This window comes from Cryomorpha ignava (assembly GCF_010686655.1).
GTDB classification, from domain to species: Bacteria; Bacteroidota; Bacteroidia; order Flavobacteriales_D; family Cryomorphaceae; genus Cryomorpha; species Cryomorpha ignava.
Map to the genome: position 1 here is coordinate 109,251 of NZ_JAAGVY010000008.1, position 20,307 is coordinate 129,557.

A 20,307-nucleotide genomic window follows, 5' to 3' on the forward strand; every position below is an offset into this window, starting at 1 on the left:
AATTTAGTTAAAAGTCTCGAGTCTCGAGTCGCTCGTCTCGAGGTCGGTTGCGCTGGGTTTAGTGGGTTTTTGAAAAAGCTGTAAGACATTAGCTTTAAGCTATAAGCAGATTGCGGGGCGTATGGTTCTTCTTCTTTTTTTAGTGTTTGGTTTAGAGTATTTCAAGATTTTTTCGGCTTTCTTTTCTGATTTTCGATAGTAGCAATGAGGTGTAGGCGGCGTTTGACAAACTCAATGCCAGATTGAGAGGTATTAACTCGCTCTGGTCTGGAAATCTTTTCAAAAAGGTATCCCGGCGGTACGCCGGACTAAGCGCCCCCTCAAGAGACGTGCAGCGATGACTTTGTCAAAAATCCAACGACCAGAAGAGCCCGAACGGGGAACGAAAAACCAAAAATCAAACACCAAAAACTTAGCGGTAATCGAGTGGTTATTGAGCTTGTCGAAATGCGGAGTCGAGATTAATAAGCCAAAATCGTATAAACCGGCAAGTGATCGCTATAGCCACCAAAGTATTTGGTACCACCGTAAGTTCTATTGGTTTTTATATCGCCATACTCTTCATTAAGATAAAGCATATCGTCAAAGAAGAAAGGTTTCGTGCTGGCCGAAACGATATCCGGAAGTTTGTAATCTGTAAGGGTGCGGCTCACGATTATTTGATCCAGAAAATCCCATTCTCCTTTGTAATTGTACGATCCGCGTTCCTGTTTTTGAAGGCCGTGCATTAGGTTTACCATTTTCGATTTGGTATTAAGCGAGTCGGCTTTGAGAACTTCTGTAATAGATACGTTGCTCGGATAATCGTTAAAATCGCCCATGCAGAGTATAAGTGCATCGGGGTTGGTGCCGATTACGCTGTCTATAGCAGCTTTGAGGGTTTTTGCGGCGCTCAATCGTTTAAATTCAGATTCTTCCTGTCCGCCCCAGCGAGATGGCCAGTGATTTACAAAAATGTGGAGTTCTGGCCCCTTAGTTACTTTTCCTTTTACATAAAGAATGTCGCGGGTGGGTCTTTCCGTTTCCGGAAGGGGAACAAAAATGGGTTTTGAATAAATGACTTTAAACTGCTTTTTGCGGTAAAGCATTCCCACATCAATACCGCGTTCATCGCCGCTTTCGTAATGCACTATTGCGTAGTCGCCATTTTTTAGTGCGTTGGCATTGGCCAAATCTTCTATTACTGATTTGTTTTCCACCTCGCACAATCCTACAATCGTTGGAAGTGTTTTGCCGAGTTTTGAAATTACGGTACTCAATTTTTCCACTTTATCTGCATATCGCTCTTCATTCCATTCGCGTTCGGCTGAGGGTAAAAATTCATCGTCGTCTTTATCAGGGTCGTCTAGTGTATCAAAAAGATTTTCAACATTGTAAAAACCAATTGAAATTTCCCTCTGTTTTTGATCTTTGTCTTCGGCGCTGGTATATGCAGAAATTGCGATAGAAAACGCAATTAGAGCCGCAAGAGTAAGAATTACGAATGTGGGTTTTTTAAGCATAATAAATAGTTGAGAACGCTGACAAGATTGTAAATTTGCGGCAAACTTAGCGAAAACCGTGCTAGCATTTGTTAACTGGAAGTGAATTTTAAGATAGGCGATAGGGTTAGATTTTTGAATGAAGTTGGCAGTGGAGTAGTAATATCCGCTGGCGTAGATCTTGTTGTGGTGGAAGATGAGCACGGCTTTGAATGGGAAATGTCAGTAAATGATGTGGTGCCCGCAAATACGCATCTGGAAAGTAAATACAATATTGACCACTCAGATCTGGATTCAAAGCGGGAAATCGATCTTCCTGAATCGCTCACCGAGGCAAAGGAAGCAGAGATTTTGCAATTTGTGTCTGCTCATGGCAAAATGACTTACCTGGAGATAGATTTGCACATCAATGAATTGGTAGATCGCACCGCACATTTATCAAACCATCAGATGGTAATGATCCAGTTAGATCATTTTAAACGCTTGCTGCGACTGGCCAAAAAGGAGAAATATCAAAAGCTGGTTGTTATCCACGGCGTTGGCGAAGGTGTTTTGCGTGCAGAAATACGGCACATACTTTCAAAAATAGAAAATTGTAACTTTTACGATGCAGATTTTGAACGTTATGGGCAGGGGGCTACTGAGGTTCGATTTTGGTTTAATTGATCTATGACTTCAGGTTTATGATTTGAGGTGCAATGCTCGGTGGGTTTTTGAAAGCTTATTTTGTCTGTCCAAATTTTATGTCAATGGCAAACAAATTGAGCACAAGATATCGAAACTAGAACCAACCCTACTTCGAAACTGCAAACGACTGTGCGAACTGCTCAAAGGGGATTTGCTTAATACTTTCATCAACGGTAAAAACGGCTTGGTCAATTTTTTCTACCGACACAGATGAGCATTGAAAAGAAATGCGCATTTTGCCTTTTGCAATTTCATATTGTAGTGGAATTCCTTTTAAATCTGCAAATTGTGGCAGTACGCATAGGGTTCTTAATTCGGGAGCGTAATAAATTTCGAGTGAATCTTTTCCCGAAAGGGCAAACGCCTGATTACACGTATAACCCGCGATTACCTTCGTTTTTGTGCCGTCTACAATCTTAAAAGATTCTGCTTTTTCGAGCTTTAGCATTTCCATTTCATTCATCTTTACTTGAAATTCCTGACCCATAAATTTCATGAGCAAAATGCTTGTTTTCAAATCTGAATTGGTGATAAAAGCCTGTGATCCACCGCCTGCAAGAGATTGATTAAGCCGCATTTGGGTACCTTTTATAGACATAGTGCTCTGTTTTGGAAGCATGTCTATAAATGTTAGTGTTTCTGGATCGTTGCTTTCATAAGTCATTTCATAATACACCTTTCCTTCAAACTGGCTAAAGCAAAAATTCGAAAAACCAAAAACGAAAAGAAATACGAGATAAGGTGCCTTTTGATTTATCATAGTTCAAATGTTTCTACAAGCTGCGAAAGTTCTACATCCATTGATTCTTTTGAGATGGGGGTAAAGTCTTCTTTGGGATTCAATAAATCGGGCATTACCTTTTCAGGCCTAACTGAAATCGCTTCAAGTCGCATTCGTATGCCAAATTCTACAATTTCATAAGCCATCAATACACCATCTATTTCGTGGTATTGGGTACACCAGTTCGGCTTTTCCATATCAATGGCTTTGGTGTAATAAACGTCTATTTGAGACTTTTCTACATCTTCAAATACGATAATAGCTTTCTGGCAGGGATAACCCGCAATAGTATCAATCACTTCTGTTTCAATAACCTGCATTTTTGGATACTCAGCCAGCATTTGCAGCACTTCAGTTTCATCCATCATTACTTTTACCTTCTTTCTAAAAACCTTGAGCTGATGCTCTACCGTTTTGAGATTTCTATCGGCAATAATGCGGTTTTTAAATACGCCACCTGCCGCTTCAAAATAAGATGCGAAAGCATTCTCTTTAAATGCATAAATCATAATCTCCGGCATTAGAGTTGCCGTAAGGCTTTCTTCTCCCATTTCGGGAAAGCTGACTTTATACTCTATTATACCTTCGTTTATGTTGCCTGAAAAACTACCGGGCGAAATTTTATTGCAGGCTACAATTAATACACCCATAATAAGTATAGGGGTAAGCCATAAAAGTTTGATAATTAAGGCGGTGTATCTGGAAGTTTCTGGGGTATTGGTACTCACGGTGGTACGTATTAGTTTGACTTTTAAGACAGTTTTAACCCTTTTCGGAGTGTTTCATTCAAGCAATACGAACATTTTTAGGCAAGGTTTCAAGATTAATCTATCATTATCTCTACTTCATTCTTTATAATCAGGCTTTCTTGGCTAAATTTGGCCATTCATTTCTTGAATTATTTTATGATAGACCTTCATATTAAAAATGAAACCAGTAAGCTCGAAGCTGTGGTTTTGGGTGTTGCAAATTCTCCGGGATCTGTTCCAACCATTGACAATGCCTACGACCCAAAATCGAAAGAGTTTATCCGGAAAGGACAATACCCTACCGAAGAAGATACTGTTCGCGAAATGGATGCCTTTGCAAATATACTCACCAAATACGGAGTAAAAGTATATAGGCCGGAAATATTGGAAGATTTGAATCAAATTTTCACCCGCGATATTTGTTTTGTAATTGATAATATGATTGTTGTAGCAAATGTGCTCAAAGAACGCGATGAAGAGGTACATGCCATTGATTACGTGTTTGATCAAATCAACCCCAACCAAATCATCGAAATGCCCGACGGAATACGCGCCGAAGGTGGCGATGTAATGCCCTGGAACGGAAAGTTGTTTATAGGTTATTCTGAACCCGAAGATTTTAACATGTATCAGGTAAGCCGAACAAATAGGGAAGGAGTGGATTTTTTGAAAAACCAATTTCCGCATTATGAGGTGCACGCTTTTGAACTTGTAAAGAGCGATGATGACCCAAGGGCAAATGCGCTACACCTGGATTGTTGCTTTCAGCCAATAGGAAAAGATCAGGCAATAATTTTCCCCGGCGGTTTTAAGAATCAAAAAGATGTTGAATTTTTGCGCAGCTACTTTGGAGAAGAGAATATAATAGAAATAACCCGCGAAGAAATGTATAATATGTATTCAAATGTTTTTTCAATTTCGCCCGAGGTCATTGTTTCTGAAAAGAATTTTACACGATTAAATACTGAGTTGAGAAAACGTGGTTTTACAGTAGAAGAAGTGCCTTACGGCGAAATAAGTAAGCAGGAAGGCTTATTGCGATGTTCTACATTGCCACTTAGAAGAACGAAATAACGATATGAACAAACAGATTACAGCACATATAATGATGATGCGACCGGCGAGTTTTGATTACAACGCCGAAACCGCAGTGAATAACTATTACCAGAAAGTTCTGGACAATTTAGACCCCGGCGAAGCAAATGAAAGGGCCACTGTAGAGTTTGATACTTTTGTAAAAAAGCTCCGTGCCGAAGGGATAAGCGTTTATGTATTTCAAGATGACGCCGAGCCCCACACGCCCGATTCTATTTTCCCAAACAACTGGGTTTCATTTCACGCAGATGGGCGCATAGCGATGTACCCCATGTATGCCGAAAACCGCCGATTGGAACGACGTGAAGAAATATTTGATATTCTGGCCGACGATTTCGGATTTGAAGTAGAAGAGCTTGAAGATTTTTCAGAATTCGAAAATGCAGGGCTTTACCTGGAAGGAACGGGGAGTATGATTCTCGATCGTGAAAACATGCTGGTATATGCTGCGATTAGTGAGCGTACCGATATGGATGTACTCGATTCTTTTTGCCAGCGATTTGGCTATGAGCCTGTTGCCTTTAAAGCTTACCAAACCCATAATGATGAGCGACTACCCATTTATCACACCAATGTAATGATGTGTTTGGGATCAAAATTCTCGGTAATTTGCTTAAATTGCATCGATGATTTGAATGAGCGCAAAATTGTAAAAGACACCTTAAAGGAAACGGGTAAGAAGATAGTTGAAATCACTGAAGCCCAGAAGGAACATTTTGCAGGAAATATGCTTAATGTGTGCAATGATAAAGGCGAGGAGTATTGTGTAATGAGCACGGCAGCATTCAATTCCCTGCGGCCAGATCAAATAGAAATTATAGAAAATCACGCGAAAATACTGCACAGCTCGCTTGATACTATTGAAGCACTGGGTGGCGGAAGTGCGCGATGTATGATGGCAGAAATATTTCTGCCAAAAAAAGATTAGAACGGATGGGAAAAATAGAAACACAGATACAAGAACTCGCTTCAAAAGGTGTAAAGGAAATTTTTAATGCAGATTTAAAGCCAGAAGAGATTCAGATTCAGAATACACGGAAGGAATTTGAAGGAGAGTTTACCATTGTTACATTTCCCCTTACCAAATTATCGGCCAAGTCGCCCGAAGAAACCGGCAATGCGCTGGGTCAGTATATGGTTGGCAATTCAGAAGATTTAGAATCATTTTCTGTTGTAAAGGGTTTTTTGAATCTTAAATTTAGGAGTGTTTATTGGGTTGACCGATTGAATAAAATGCTCACCAAAAATCGCTTTGGTTTTAGAGATAAGAAAACCAAAGGTTTGGTAATGGTAGAGTACTCATCTCCAAACACCAATAAGCCACTGCATTTAGGACACCTTAGAAACATCTTTTTGGGGTATTCTGTTTCTAAAATTCTGGAAGCTTACGGACATACAGTAAAAAGGGTTCAAATAATCAACGATCGTGGTATCCACATCTGCAAATCTATGCTGGCATGGCAAAAGTTTGGTGAGGGAGAAACTCCGCGTTCAACTTCGCTTAAAGGAGATCACTTTGTGGGGAAATACTATATTGTTTTCAATAACAAATATAAGGAGCAGGTGGCCAAGATGGTTGAGAAAGGCATGAGCCAGGAAGATGCTGAAGATCAGGCGCCGCTTATGCGCGAAGCCCGTGAGATGCTGAAAAAATGGGAAGCAAAAGATCCGCAGGTTTATAAACTTTGGGAAACCATGAATGAGTGGGTTTACGATGGTTTTAACCGAACTTATGAGCGGATGGGAGTTCGCTTCGATAAGCTTTATTACGAAAGTAATACCTGGACCGTCGGTAAAAAAATTGCTCTTGAGGCAGTTGACAGTGGTGTTTTCAATAAACAAGACGATGGGTCTGTATGGGTAGATTTGACTAACGACGGACTTGATAAAAAGCTAATTCTGCGTAAGGATGGAACGGCTGTTTATATGACCCAGGATATTGGAACGGCGATATTGCGCTACCACGATTTTCCTGAGCTTACCAAGCTGGTATATACGGTGGGTAATGAGCAGGAATACCACTTTCAAGTGCTGTTTAAAATATTGGAAAAATTGGGCCATAAGTGGGCCAAAGATTGCTACCACCTTTCTTATGGAATGGTGGAACTGCCTGAGGGTAAAATGAAATCGCGGGAAGGAACGGTTGTTGATGCTGACGAGATAATGGAAACAATGGTGCATAGCGCCGAGACCATCACTACAGAGCTGGGTAAGCTTGAAGATATGCAGCGTGCCGAAAAACGCAAACTCTTTGAAGATATCGGAATGGCCGCTTTAAAATATTTCCTCCTGCGTGTAGATCCGAAAAAGAATATGCTGTTTGATCCCAAAGAAAGCATTGATTTTAATGGGCATACCGGTCCGTTTATTCAATATTCTTATGCTAGAATTCAATCGGTACTGCGCAGCTATGGAAGCATACCCATGTACTTTGAGAAAGATTTTGAAATTAATGAGCACGAGCGCGCCCTACAGCATAAAATTTATCAATATCCTTATATTATCGAATCGGCAGCGCTGGAATATAACCCCGCTTTGCTGGCCAATTATATTTACGACCTGGCCAAGGATTTTGCGGCATTTTACCAAAACCATTCTATCCTTCAGGCCGAAACTGAAAATATTAAAGAGTATCGGGCCGGCCTTGCAGCTGCTGTTGGTAGAGTAATAGAATCTGGAATGGAATTAATAGGAATATGCGTTCCCAACAGGATGTAATAACCTTTGGATTAGAATTTTTATCTTTGCACGCCTAAAACGACAAGTAAAACTATGTTTGATAATCTTACCGACAAATTTGACCGCGCCTTTAAAGTCTTAAAAGGACAGGGTCAAATCACCGAAGTTAACGTTGCCGAAACACTTAAAGAAGTTCGCAGGGCATTGCTTGATGCCGATGTAAACTTTAAAACTGCCAAAGATTTTACCAATCAGATAAAAGAAAAGGCGCTTGGAAGAGATGTACTTACTGCCGTAAAACCGGGTCAGTTACTGGTAAAAATTGTGCAGGAGGAGCTTGCAGAGCTCATGGGCGGCGAGCAGGAAGATGTTGATTTAAAAGGCAATCCGGCTATTATTTTGATGTCGGGTTTGCAAGGCTCTGGTAAAACCACTTTTTCAGGAAAACTGGCCAATTACTTAAAGACCAAGAAAGGAAAAAAACCGCTATTGGTAGCTTGTGATATTTACCGCCCTGCGGCAATTGATCAGCTTCACGTAGTTGGAGATCAAATAGGTGTAGAAGTTTTTTCAAACCGCGATGAAAAAGATCCGGTAAAAATTTCGCAAGCTGCTATTCAATACGCGCGTAGCAATGGCCACAATGTTGTTATTGTCGATACTGCCGGTCGTTTGGCGATTGACGAGCAGATGATGAATGAAATCACTGCTGTAAAGAGGGCGATTAATCCATCAGAAACGCTGTTTGTAGTAGATGCCATGACCGGTCAGGATGCCGTAAATACAGCCAAAGCTTTTAATGAACGCCTTAATTTTGATGGCGTTGTGCTTACAAAACTCGATGGTGATACCCGCGGTGGAGCTGCCATTTCCATCAAATCGGTTGTAAACAAGCCTATTAAATTTATTGGTACGGGAGAGAAAATGGAGGCGATTGACCTCTTCTATCCCAAGCGTATGGCCGATCGTATTTTGGGAATGGGCGATGTGGTTTCGCTTGTTGAGCGTGCCCAGGAAAATTACGATGAGGAGAAAGCGCGAAAGCTTCACAAAAAAATAGCCAAGAACGAATTTAGTTTCGACGATTTTCTTGATCAGATACAGCAGATCAAGAAAATGGGGAATATGAAAGATTTGATGGGCATGATACCCGGAATGGGAAAAGCCGTTAAAAATCTGGATATTGACGACGATGCATTTAAAGGCATTGAGTCAATAATATACTCTATGACTCCCGAGGAGCGAAACGATCATAAAATATTAAACGGCAGCCGCCGCAAGCGAATTGCAAACGGCAGCGGCGCAAGCCTTCAGGATGTGAACAAGCTTGTAAAACAGTTTGAAGAAACCCGAAAGATGATGCAACTCATGTCGAACAAGAAAAATATGGCCAACATGATGCGTCAAATGGGAGGCATGAAAGGAATGCCGGGAATGTAATGGAAGCAAAAACCAACGATACACTTGTACTCAACGGCAAGGCAACCGCACAGGAAATCAGAAATGAGATAGCCAAAAAAGTCGCTGACCGAAAGCAAAAGGGACTCAAAGTTCCTCATCTCGCTGCAGTTCTTGTAGGAACCGATGGTGGTAGCGAAACTTATGTGAGCTACAAAGTAAAAGATTGTAAAGAAGTTGGTTACGAATCAACACTTATCCGCAAACCTGACACCATTTCAGAAAAAGAACTTCTCGATTTGGTAGCAGACCTTAACGCCAATAAAGACATCGATGGATTTATTGTTCAGCTCCCTTTGCCAAAACATATCGACCCCCAAAAAATTATAATGGCCATCGACCCCTTAAAAGACGTAGATGGATTTCATCCCGAAAATGTGGGTAAAATGACGCTTGGGCTTTCCGGTTTTCTGCCAGCTACACCTTCCGGGATTATAGAATTGATGAGGCGGAATAGTATCAACCCATCAGGCAAACACTGCGTTGTACTCGGTCGGAGCAATATTGTAGGCTCACCAATGAGTATTTTACTTTCCAGAAATGTCGAAATGGGAAATGCCACCGTAACCCTTTGCCACAGCCGCACAAAGAATTTAAAAGAGCTTGCGGCTACGGCCGATATTTTAATTGCCGCATTAGGCAAGCCAGGGTTTGTAACTGCCGATATGGTAAAACCCGAAGCAGTAGTAATCGATGTCGGAACCACCCGCGTGCCTGATTCATCTAAGAAATCTGGTTTTAGCTTGAAAGGCGATGTGTGCTATGGCGAGGTGTTTCAGAAAGTATCGGCAATTACACCCGTGCCGGGTGGAGTTGGGCCAATGACTAGGGTAGCCCTTTTACTCAATACACTTAAAGCAGTAGAGCTAAGATAGCGGCAACCTTTTCGTCAATATTTCGTTATTACATGGTTGAAGTGAAAGAATCTAAATATTGACTTTGAGCGTAAATAAACGTATATTTGTCGTTTAAAAGTTGCCGTACATCGCCCCAATGAATAAACTTATCCGCTATTTATTTCTTAGTGTTTTGCTTTTGATGCCGCTTTTTTCTGTGGCGCAAACGGGGCCATTGGGCATTGGGAATGGCGATGGTTCTGCATCTCCTACGGGATATGCGCAACCGCGTTTATTGCTTTGGCTTGATGGGAGTGATGTAATTAGAGATGGTTCAAACAATGTTATTCAGTGGACCGATCAAAGTGGAAATGATCATCATTTTACTGCTACAGGCATTAATCGACCTACATTTCAAGCAGCCGGAGGACCTTCCGGCACTCCTTGTTTATTGTTTGATGGAGCTGATAACAGACTTGTTTGTTCCGGGTTTGAATTCCCCAGCAGTGGATATTCTATTTATTTTGTCATTAAGTCCAATGACAGTAAATACGGAATTTTTAGTTATGCTACCGCTTCTGAACCTCATGAGGTAAATATTTATAATGATAATGGTTTTCGTCAGCAGGCCGGAGCTGCCAATGACAGAGCTTCTAATATTGGAAATATCAGCACCGGAATATGGAATTATGGTGGAATCTGGTGGGATAATTCATCAAATATTCTCTGGGAATACAATAGATCAAATAGCGCAGGGGGAGAGAACACGTCAACTTTTGCAAATGGATTTAACATAAGTCCCACTGGAACAGCTGTGATAGGTGATATCCAGAATTCAGTAAATGGAGGATATTTAGCCGGTGATGCATTCAATGGGCAAATAGCTGAAATAATTATTTGGGAAGGCACAATGACCAGACCCATTGGACGAATGATGCGTACTTATATGCACACCAAGTATGGTATAGATGCCAATGGATCAAACTGGGATAAATTTCAAGGATATGCTTCGGGGAGTGCAGGAGAATATTTTACGCCCATTGCTATTGGTAAAGATAATGGAGGAAATCCCGGTGAGCATAATGAATCGCGTTCAAATGGTTTGGTTTTACGAATTAATTCGGGTGAGTTTACTGCTTCGCGCACATATCTCGGTGCAGGCCAGGCAACGTCTGGCACCAATACTGTTATACCATCTTTAGCTTCAGGTGTGCAACAGCAATGGAGTCGCTCCTGGGAAATTGCTGGAACAGATGGAAGTCAGATTTATCAAATCGGATTTGATTTTGGAGAAGGCATTAGTGGCGACATCCCCCAGAACGCAAATAATTATGTGCTCTTGCGAAAAATTGGGATTGGCGGGTCTTATTCTGAATTTACAGGAGTAGTCTCAAAGGCGATTGTAGACGATGAAGTTGTCTTTAGAGTTAATCGTTCAGATTTTGCTTCATCAAATCGGTATTATACAATTGGAACACAAAATGCTGCGCAGAGTAGTTTAACTGGCGCTGATTTACGCACTTGGTATGCATATCAAACCGGAAATTGGAATAACCCAACCACTTGGACCCTTGACGGAAGTGCCGCACCAGCTTATGTTAATCCAGGTAATGCTATTCCTGCAATTGGTGACAACGTATATATTGGATCAGGTCGAAAAGTTACTATTAGCGGCTCTTTTCCAATATATGGAGCACTTAAAGTTTTTGGAACGCTCGATGTGGCCGCCGCACCTGCACCCACATTTTCCTCAATTGATGGAAATGGTTTGATTCGCTGCTCTGGAAATGGTGGATCAGGTAATTTTCCAATTGGTAATTCTACAGCTTTTGCTGATGCCGCAAACGGAGGAACAGCTGAATTTTATGGAAATGGAGGCTTTACGCAAAACACAGATGTTTTGGTAAATAAGTTGAAAATTAACTTTGGATTAAGTACTGATGTTATAACCCTTTCTGCTAATCTCACTCACAATGGTTTGTTCGAGATAAATAAAGGTACTCTTGAAGTTAACAATGGCTCCAATTCCCTCACTGTTAACAGTAATGGACGCGTGCTGGTAGAAAGTCAGGGAAGAATAAGAACGAGTACTGCCGGATTGGCCATAAAGCACACCTGGAATTTTTTGAAAGACTTTATTATAGATGGGGATGTAAGATTTACAACTCGCACATCGCCAAATTATATAGCTCCCGAATCTACTCAATTTATTGAAGCTAGATTTATCAGTGGTACGTTAAATCAGGAGTTGAGAGCCAACGGAATTAGCTATTTTTCACGGATAGTTGTGAATAAGGGTATTGACATGACCTACACACTTACCATAAATGGTGCACCAAATAAGTTTCAACTTTTGGGACGTTGCAATGCTGGAATGGGTGCTAATTCATTTACTTCAGAAGGTGCGAATGGTAATTCATTTGCATTAGTAAATGGAACGGCAGAGATAAAGGAGAATATTTTTATACCTCTTCATCACAACGGAGGTAACCACAATATTAATGAAACCGCCATGCTATGGGTTAATGGGGGTGAGGTTACAAAAGGTTTTCCTTCAGGAACTGAAGCGATTGTTGTTTACGGAACAGTAAAGATTAGTGCTGGGAATTTAAACGCATACTGCAAAAGTGGATTCACCATGCGTGGAAATGGATTGCTTCAAGTGGATGGAGGAGTTGTAACTACTGATCAAATTCGAACATCCGTACTGGGTGTTGAGAATATCGGTGGTGTGATTATCAATGGGGGCCAGGTTTTTGTAGATGGGAATTTGCCGGCAGGAGTTAATACCGCTTATTATACTTTTAGTCTCACCTACCCCGGAAATTTATTTCGAATGACAGGTGGTGAACTTCATGTAAGTGGACCATCTGGCAGAGGATTAATTTTCATAAATTCTGATCCCGAAAATACGAGCGTAAGCGGCGGTACCGTTTTTCTTGATGTTTCTGATGCAGTATCTACTCAAAAGCTTTCGAGCAGAGCGGCATTCTGGAATTTGACAATTACGCGGTCATCCGCAAGCGGAACCAATCGTCCTGTTTATGTTTCCGGTGGTAATTCAGGTGGTGGAAGCGAGCAAGCTGATATGGTTGATCAGGATCTTATTGTTCGCAATAATTTGTCAATAACTGGAGCAAATAGTCCGACCCTCCAAATGGGAACTGGATCCTATAAGGCAGACTTGTATCTGCACGGTAGCTTTGAGATCGGGAATGGTGCAGTTTATGACCACAATCTAAATACTACCCGTTTTGTTGGGAACTCTAATACTTTTTTAACGCTAGATGGTCAAACCAAGTTCTTTAACAATGTTGAGATAAATAAAGATACAGATACTAGATACGCAAAAATACAGCCCACAAGTGTTGCAGTTCCAATGGATGTGCTAGGCAATTTTAATGTTGAAAAGGGTTATTTTGATCAAGGTGGAGAGGTTGCACATGTGAAGGGAAATATCGTAAACCGTTCTCGAATTGGAGCAGATTTGAGCACAGGCTTTATATTGATGAATGGCCTATCTGGGAGACAGGACATAGTATCGGAAAGTGGAATCTTTAATAAGTTATATATTGATAATCCGGATGGGGTGGAACTCAAAAATGACGGTCTTCGGATAACTAATCGATTTCATTTTTATGACGGATCTTTTTTTATTGGGGATAATAAATTACGCATTGAATCAACCATTGTGAGTCCGATAACAGGTATTAGCGCAGTAAATGATCAATTTGTAGTATGCAGTGGTAATGCTTCTGCAGGAGGTGTTGAAATAATAAATCATTCAGGTACTCAGACTATTTTCTATCCTTTTGGGGTGAATTCTGGTGGTGTCCTAAAATATACACCTTCAGTAGTATACGTTAATGGTGGGTTTATCGATGAAGGGTATATCAGAATTACCCCTGTTGATACTTTATTATCAACTCTTGATATTAGTGCCGGAGTGGATTATTTAAATTATTACTGGAAAATTTCTGCCAGCGAATTTGATACGCGTCCAAATGTTACGCATCGATTTCAATATGACCAAAGCGATGCAGAAGGCGACGAGACAAATTTCTCTTCTGGTCGTGTGCTAACTCAGCTGCCTTACTTGAGAAGTGTGGATGCGCTAACTGCTCCTTCAACGGCCCATGTAAACACTGGTTCAAATCTTATTTATTACAATGGTGATGACCAAAATGCTGGAACAACCGGTTCAGGAACGCCTTTGGTGAATGCAGATTACTCTGCTGGTGATGAACTTCGATTTTCCGGATCGCCGCAGGTTTTCTTTTCTAATAGTGATTTTGTAAACGTAGGCGCTGTTTGGGATGATTCTAACAATTGGAATGAACTTAGCACTTTCTCATCTGGCGATGACATCTTTGACTATCATAGCTCAAGCCATTCCACTCAAGGCGATTTCCCTGAAGCGGGTGATATTGCAATAATAGGTTTTGATGTGGATGACCCATCTACCCATAAGCCGCACGTTTACGTCGCGCCATCTGGAGGGATAGAGGCTACTGTTGTGGCTTTTACACCACTTCAGAATACAGGAGGAAATAGATTGCCGAGATATTTCGGCTCAGGATCTGATAATCTGGGAATATTAAGACCAACACTCAAATTGGGTACTACAGCTGATATAATAAAAGTACAGCAGATTACTGGTGAGGGAGCGCTCTGGCTCCAAAGCGATATCGACTTAGGTGTTTCAGATATAGGAGGCTTTTTAAATGAAGACTCATCGGTAGTTGTGATAGCAGCCGGTTCGACAGTGTTTAATTTTTTACCTGCAAATGTTCCAAATTTGTTTGTAGCAACTGGGAGCCCAACTATTTCGTCAGATATTACAGTAAAGAATAAATTAGAAATTGTAGGAAGCTCAGCTCTTTTGCTTAGCACCAATGCTGCCGGAAATATTGATGTGGCTGGTGATTTGATTCTTGCTCAATATCAGGCGGCATCTTCTAATTCAAGACTTTTTTTTAGAAAGGGAAAAAACGGTAAAACTGTCACAGTAGGTGGGGATGTTAAAATTTTAGGAAATGGATCTCTTATTGATATTTCAACAATAGGAAGTCCACCTATAGTGCCAGTTGACTGGACACCAGATGAGGTAGGTGCTTTACTTTGGTTAGATGCATCTGATGCATCTACAATTGCATTATCCGGGACCAAGGTGACTGGCTGGGATAATAAAGCTGGAGGCACTTATAATTCCTACCAAACGGACGATACAAAAAGACCTGAATATCAATCGTCTGGCCTGAACGGTGAAAACACGATTCGGTTTGATGGTAATAATGATTTTCTGAGAATTGATCATAACGATCAGCTCAATATGATGGCTAGTCAAGATTTTGAAATTTTTTCTGTTATTAAGTCAGATGTTGCTCCAAATCAAGCTGCGGTATATGCAAAAGGTGGTGTAAGCTCTCGTGATTTTATGCTTTATTTCTATAATCCTGCAATAAAATTTTACATGGACGGCGGGTCTATGCAGATGCAGGCACCTACGTCTGTAGGATCCAATGCAAATATGGGCTGGGCGAGAAGACAAGGTAATAATGGTTTACTTTATAATACGATTAGTGGAACTGCTTCAGACAATGGCGCTTCGGGAGCCACTAACAATGGGAATGTTCACAACGTTTCAATTGGTGCTATGGATGAAGGTACCCAGCGATTTTTTGATGGGGATATTGCTGAGATTATTCTGATAAAGCGGGCGTTGACTCAAGAAGAGAGGGAGCAAATGGAAGGTTACCTTGCTCATAAATGGGGTCTGGAAGGAGATTTGCCGAGTGGTCACCCCTATAAAACTGAGGCACCCCTGATTGGTGGATCTCAATCAAATTTACCTAATCAATTAATTGTTGAAGGAGATATTATTCAAACTTCCATTTCTACAGTAGGAATGGACTTATATCTTCCAACGCTTACTATTCCAACTGATACGACTTTTGTGAATTTAATTGTTAGAGGTACAGGTGACCATCAGTATAATAGACTGGCTGGTGCAATACCAAAAATTTGGAAATTGGAGGTAGATAAAGGAATTGATTTAACTTCAAGTTTTACATTTAATTCTGACATAGACTTTTTCAGCCCAACTAATGAGCTTCAAAAACCAATTAATCTAAAAAACGGTTTATTAAAGCTCAATAATGCAGCTATAAATCTTACTTTTTCTTCGGGAGGAGGGGATTTTAGAATTCCCGAAACGGCTGGTCTGGAATTGAATGCCGGAAATTATCAAATTACAGGAGATGAGACCGGCTTGATACTTGAAGGATTATTAAAAATGACCGGGGGAACTTTCAGCATCGGCGATGCCGATGGTGAAAATAATTATATAGAATATGCATCTAGCGGCCTGGCAAAGATCACAATCGAAGGTGGCTCGCTTATAGTTGGAAGTCAGGTAAGACGTGGTCTTACTAATACCGCAGGAGTTTTAAAATACATGCAAACCGGTGGTGGTGTGGTAATAGGAAGGTACGCTGCACCTGCTGCAAATCGTGGAATGCTTGAAATTACCAATATCGGTAGCAGCTTTGAACATACAGGAGGCACGCTTACATTTGTTAGAGGTGTGAATAGCAGTTCTACTCCTTCACTTTTGATTGAAAATCCAAGTGTTTCAAACGTATCGGGTACTTCTGAAATTACAATTGGAAATATGGATTCGCCTACTGGAGCGCAAATCAAGAATTTTGGAATAAAAAGTTCTATTCCATTGAATAAGATTACTATTGATAACTCGTCTACCGAGGATCCAATTGTAAATCTTATTTCTCTTGGACTTACATTAAATGATGATTTAATTATTGAAGGTGGAGCTTCCTTAAATTGTGGAAATCAGAATTTGATCTTATTTGGTGATGTGGATAATGACGGGCTTCTCAGCTCAACTTCCTCCAAAGTCACATTAAATCACTCTTCAATTGGATCTGTATTGGGAACAGGTACTTTTGATCTATTTAATCTGGAAAGAATCGGTGGAACCGGTGGACTTACAACGGTGGCAAAGGATCTTTTGGTAAATAACGACTTTACCCTAGATGCAGGGACAATAGATTTTGGGGTGAACGCACTTACAGTAAAAGGTGATGTAGTGGCCGATGGCGTAATGAGTTTTGCACCTGGAAGTATCGGATTAATATTTAACGGTAACACAGAACAGCAACTTGATAGATCTGTGAATGGAGGGATTACTTCAATTAGCACGATTACAATTGATAATTCTCTAGGTGTGGTTATGAATAATGGTTCGGGCTATAGATTCATATTAGATGAGAAACTACGACTTTCAAGGGGAGTGTTAAAACTGCAAGGTAATTTATTGGAATTAGGTCTCGATGCGGAGATTGAAGAGGTAAATGCTTTCGGAGAGTTCAATATGATAAGCACAGGAGGTGCTTTCACGAATTTTGGAGTATTGAAAAACGTGAATGCAAATTCTACCGAGGATATTTTTATTCCTTTAGGAATTGATAAGTATATGCCTGTAAGGCTTGATTTTGCCCAATCGGGATTTTCTAGTGGCACAACTCCCAGCAGTTATTTGTTAAAACTCAATGTACCTCGGCATCCAGTTGTAATACAGGATCTTGAGAGTCCTGACCCTGAAATAAATGATGTGAATAACGTTCTGGGTATGTATTTCTCATTAGATGCCTCTAACATTGGATCTAACCTTAAAATGGCGGCTCAGTTTATTTACGATGAAGATTATATGAATGTCACCTCTCCTTATGATGAGACTGATTATATTGCTGCCAGGGTTTATAGCGATGTATCGAACGATTACATTTTTAAATTTACTGGTCCCGATGATGTAGATGAAGTCAACAACTTTATCCAATTTAATTTTGATAATGTTGGAGAGGCGGCCATTGATGGCGATTATTTTGCAGGAATTGAAACTGCAATTCCTATAGTAATTACTGCTTATACAACAGATCATTCTGGGAATGCAATAGACAATACATATACAACTATGGTTCCTGGTGGGGGCGCTCCATCAGGAGCGCGTGTTAATGTGGTTTCGAATCACGTTTTAACCCTAAGTGCAGATAATATCAATTTTTATAGAACAGATATAGCAGATGGTGCAACCTTAAAAATTGATGCTACAAGTTTTCACCGGTTGGGAAGAGTTACAGGTACTGGAACTATTCATCTTGTAGGCACAGGAAATTTACCGTCTGGCGATTACACTAATTTTTTCAACTGTTCTGGCGGTAAACTGATTTATGAAGGCCGAAATGGCGATAATTTTGAAATTCTCGCGAATTTACCTTCGGTAAGAAAGGTTGACGTTATAGGTCACCCATTGAGCTTAATAAAATTCTCAAATAATGACGCCACTATATGTGAAGATCTTACTATCGATGGTCCTGAAGTGGATGGTGCAGATGGCGCTTTGCTTACCGCACAGGGGAATCTTAATATTGAGACGGGATCTTTTAATATGGGGCAAGGTGACTTGAAGATTAAGGGTAATCTTAATCTTAATGGAGGTGGTTCTGGTGGAAGTTTTTCAGCGGGTAATCAGGGTACCGCGACAATTGATGGTAACCTTAATCTAGGTGGATCTGTGCTCAACCTGGGCTCGGTAAGTCGCGTGACTGAAGTAGAAGGAAATATCACCAAAACATCTGGTACTATAACCGGAGGCGTGGGTGGAGCCAGACTTAAAATGGCAGGAACTTTACCACAATTCATCGACGGAGATTTTACCGGTTCGTCGAAAATCCCATTCCTTCATGTTGCAAACTCTTCCGGGGTTACGCTTTATGATAATGTTGAAATATCGGACACTTTGCGATTGGAAAGCGGAAATCTAAATACCGGTATTGATAGCCTCGTGATTCTTACGATGGATGGAACCGACATTGACCCTATTGGCGGAAGCCCGAGCTCTTTTGTGAATGGTCCAATGAAATGGGATCTTCTGAGCGTTTCAGGCGAGCGCATTTTTCCTATTGGTAAAAATGAACGTTACAGACCTTTGAGGTTGAGCAGCAGATCGGCCAACCGAATCTGGGAAGCGGAATATTACGATACTCTAGCCACCGTGCAGTCGCCAGTAACTTCTATGAATCCAAACCCAACCAACTCACCTGTAATCGAAGAAATAAGTATTCAGGAGCATTGGAGGGTTGACCATAGTACAGGTAATGTTTCATCTAAAATTTCTTTAAGTTGGGGTGAAAACTCTGCTGTTGCCACCAACTCATCAGATTATAGTAAGCTGCTCGTTTTATCTTACAATACTTCTACCAATGAATGGGATTCTTATGGTGGCGATGCTTTTACTTACAATGCGGGAATATCAACAGGGAATTTTATAAGCCAAGATGCTGTATCATTCTCAGAACGATTTTTCACACTCGGCTCATCAGATGGAATCAACCCCCTCCCTGTAACCTGGCTAACCTTCCGTGGAGAAACTAACGGCGACGAGCATTTACTGGAGTGGACAACAGCTTCAGAGCAAAACAATGACTACTTTGAACTCGAAAGATCTATAGATGCGCAAAACTGGTTGCCTGTAGCGAAAATTACAGGTGCCGGCTATAGCACTACCCAGTTAAATTATAGCTTTACCGATAGAGATGCACCTTATGGGCGGGTTTACTACCGCATCAGGCAAGTTGATTTTGATGGGAAGTATGATATAAATCCAAATTTGGTTTCGCTTGAAAGAGCATTGAAATCGAATAGTGAAAAACTGGAATTTTTGGTTTATCCGAATCCGACGAAATATCAAACGGTTCGTATGATGCTGCCCGGTTATGAAGATACTGCGGTAAGAATTATGATTTCTGACTTATCGGGCAAAGTTTTGTCAGAGCAAATTATTCAAATAGACGGGCAGGGAATTTCTCAGCAAATTGATTGTAATTACAATGCGGGGATATATCTTGTAACCGTTATGGTGGGAGATAAAATGCGCTCCAAACCACTAGTAATCAGTAAATAATAATTTTAATGGACTTAAATGACGGACTTCTTGGCATTGGCGCGCGCATAAAGCACCCGACATTTGGCGAAGGAATTATAGTAGGTATGGATTTATCTACTCTAAATGTGTTTTTCAAACACGAAGGGGATAAAGAAATATCAAGAAAATTTGATGGTTTAAAGGTCTTGGAATCAGCACAGGAAGCTGACACAGGATTAGATTTAAAAACCGTAGAAGCAGCGCTCAAGAGAGTGCTTAAAGAAATGGCTGGCATCAGTCAGCCGGTCGCAATGGGTGGGAAATGGGAGGGAGGAACCCTAATTATAAAACCCGCAACGGCAGATTTGCAATCAAAAGAAGTTCCTATAGATGCATTTTTTCATAAAATTGTAATGGTGAGAGACCGATTGCGCGTGCTTGAGCAGAATATCAATAGCCATGAGAAATTGAATGATGCTGATAAGGTGCACATGCAGCAGTATATCAGCCGTATTTATGGGTCGCTTACTACTTTTAACATTCTTTTTGCCGATAAGGAGGATCATTTTTCAAGTAAATAGAATTTATTTTGTGGTTG

Annotated in this window: 11 protein-coding genes; 8 read left to right on the plus strand and 3 right to left on the minus strand. The window is 40.7% G+C overall.

The window, feature by feature from the left end:
• Positions 1 to 461 precede the first annotated feature (461 nt).
• Positions 462 to 1,502 carry an endonuclease/exonuclease/phosphatase family protein gene (locus tag G3O08_RS06615; RefSeq protein ID WP_204336798.1) on the minus strand — a complete coding sequence of 347 codons (1,041 nt, stop codon included), beginning with the start codon at positions 1,500 to 1,502 and terminating at the stop codon, positions 462 to 464.
• 81 nt (positions 1,503 to 1,583) lie between these two features.
• Here G3O08_RS06615 and G3O08_RS21675 point away from each other — a divergent pair, with 81 nt between their 5' ends.
• Entirely contained in the window at positions 1,584 to 2,147 is a 564-nt protein-coding gene (locus G3O08_RS21675) for a Smr/MutS family protein (protein ID WP_163284113.1), read from the plus strand.
• 127 nt (positions 2,148 to 2,274) lie between these two features.
• Here G3O08_RS21675 and G3O08_RS06625 read toward each other — a convergent pair whose 3' ends face one another.
• On the minus strand, positions 2,275 to 2,928 hold the full coding sequence (locus tag G3O08_RS06625; protein ID WP_163284115.1) for a hypothetical protein: 654 nt from the start codon (positions 2,926 to 2,928) through the stop codon (positions 2,275 to 2,277).
• Positions 2,925 to 3,677 (minus strand): hypothetical protein, encoded by a 753-nt coding sequence (locus G3O08_RS06630; RefSeq protein ID WP_163284117.1) that lies wholly within the window; start codon positions 3,675 to 3,677, stop codon positions 2,925 to 2,927. Before G3O08_RS06630 ends, G3O08_RS06625 begins: the two co-directional genes overlap by 4 nt.
• A 177-nt stretch (positions 3,678 to 3,854) precedes the next feature.
• Between G3O08_RS06630 and G3O08_RS06635 the strand changes: the two genes are divergently transcribed.
• From G3O08_RS06635 to G3O08_RS06665, 7 genes are all read left to right on the plus strand, one after another.
• Positions 3,855 to 4,772, plus strand: coding sequence for a dimethylarginine dimethylaminohydrolase family protein (locus tag G3O08_RS06635; RefSeq protein WP_163284119.1), 918 nt, complete (start codon positions 3,855 to 3,857; stop codon positions 4,770 to 4,772).
• 4 nt (positions 4,773 to 4,776) lie between these two features.
• Positions 4,777 to 5,721 carry a citrulline utilization hydrolase CtlX gene (gene ctlX, locus G3O08_RS06640; protein ID WP_163284121.1) on the plus strand — a complete coding sequence of 315 codons (945 nt, stop codon included), beginning with the start codon at positions 4,777 to 4,779 and terminating at the stop codon, positions 5,719 to 5,721.
• A gap of 5 nt (positions 5,722 to 5,726) precedes the next feature.
• Positions 5,727 to 7,511 (plus strand): arginine--tRNA ligase, encoded by a 1,785-nt coding sequence (gene argS / locus G3O08_RS06645; RefSeq protein WP_163284123.1) that lies wholly within the window; start codon positions 5,727 to 5,729, stop codon positions 7,509 to 7,511.
• A gap of 54 nt (positions 7,512 to 7,565) precedes the next feature.
• Positions 7,566 to 8,912 (plus strand): signal recognition particle protein, encoded by a 1,347-nt coding sequence (ffh, locus tag G3O08_RS06650; RefSeq protein WP_163284125.1) that lies wholly within the window; start codon positions 7,566 to 7,568, stop codon positions 8,910 to 8,912.
• Positions 8,912 to 9,805, plus strand: a complete 894-nt coding sequence (locus G3O08_RS06655; protein WP_163284127.1) for a bifunctional 5,10-methylenetetrahydrofolate dehydrogenase/5,10-methenyltetrahydrofolate cyclohydrolase — start codon at positions 8,912 to 8,914, stop codon at positions 9,803 to 9,805. The genes ffh and G3O08_RS06655 overlap by 1 nt, the downstream gene beginning before the upstream one ends.
• A 118-nt stretch (positions 9,806 to 9,923) precedes the next feature.
• Complete coding sequence (locus G3O08_RS06660) at positions 9,924 to 19,748, plus strand: T9SS type A sorting domain-containing protein (RefSeq protein WP_163284129.1); 9,825 nt, start codon at positions 9,924 to 9,926, stop codon at positions 19,746 to 19,748.
• 8 nt (positions 19,749 to 19,756) lie between these two features.
• Positions 19,757 to 20,290 (plus strand): hypothetical protein, encoded by a 534-nt coding sequence (locus tag G3O08_RS06665; protein ID WP_163284131.1) that lies wholly within the window; start codon positions 19,757 to 19,759, stop codon positions 20,288 to 20,290.
• Positions 20,291 to 20,307: the final 17 nt, after the last annotated feature.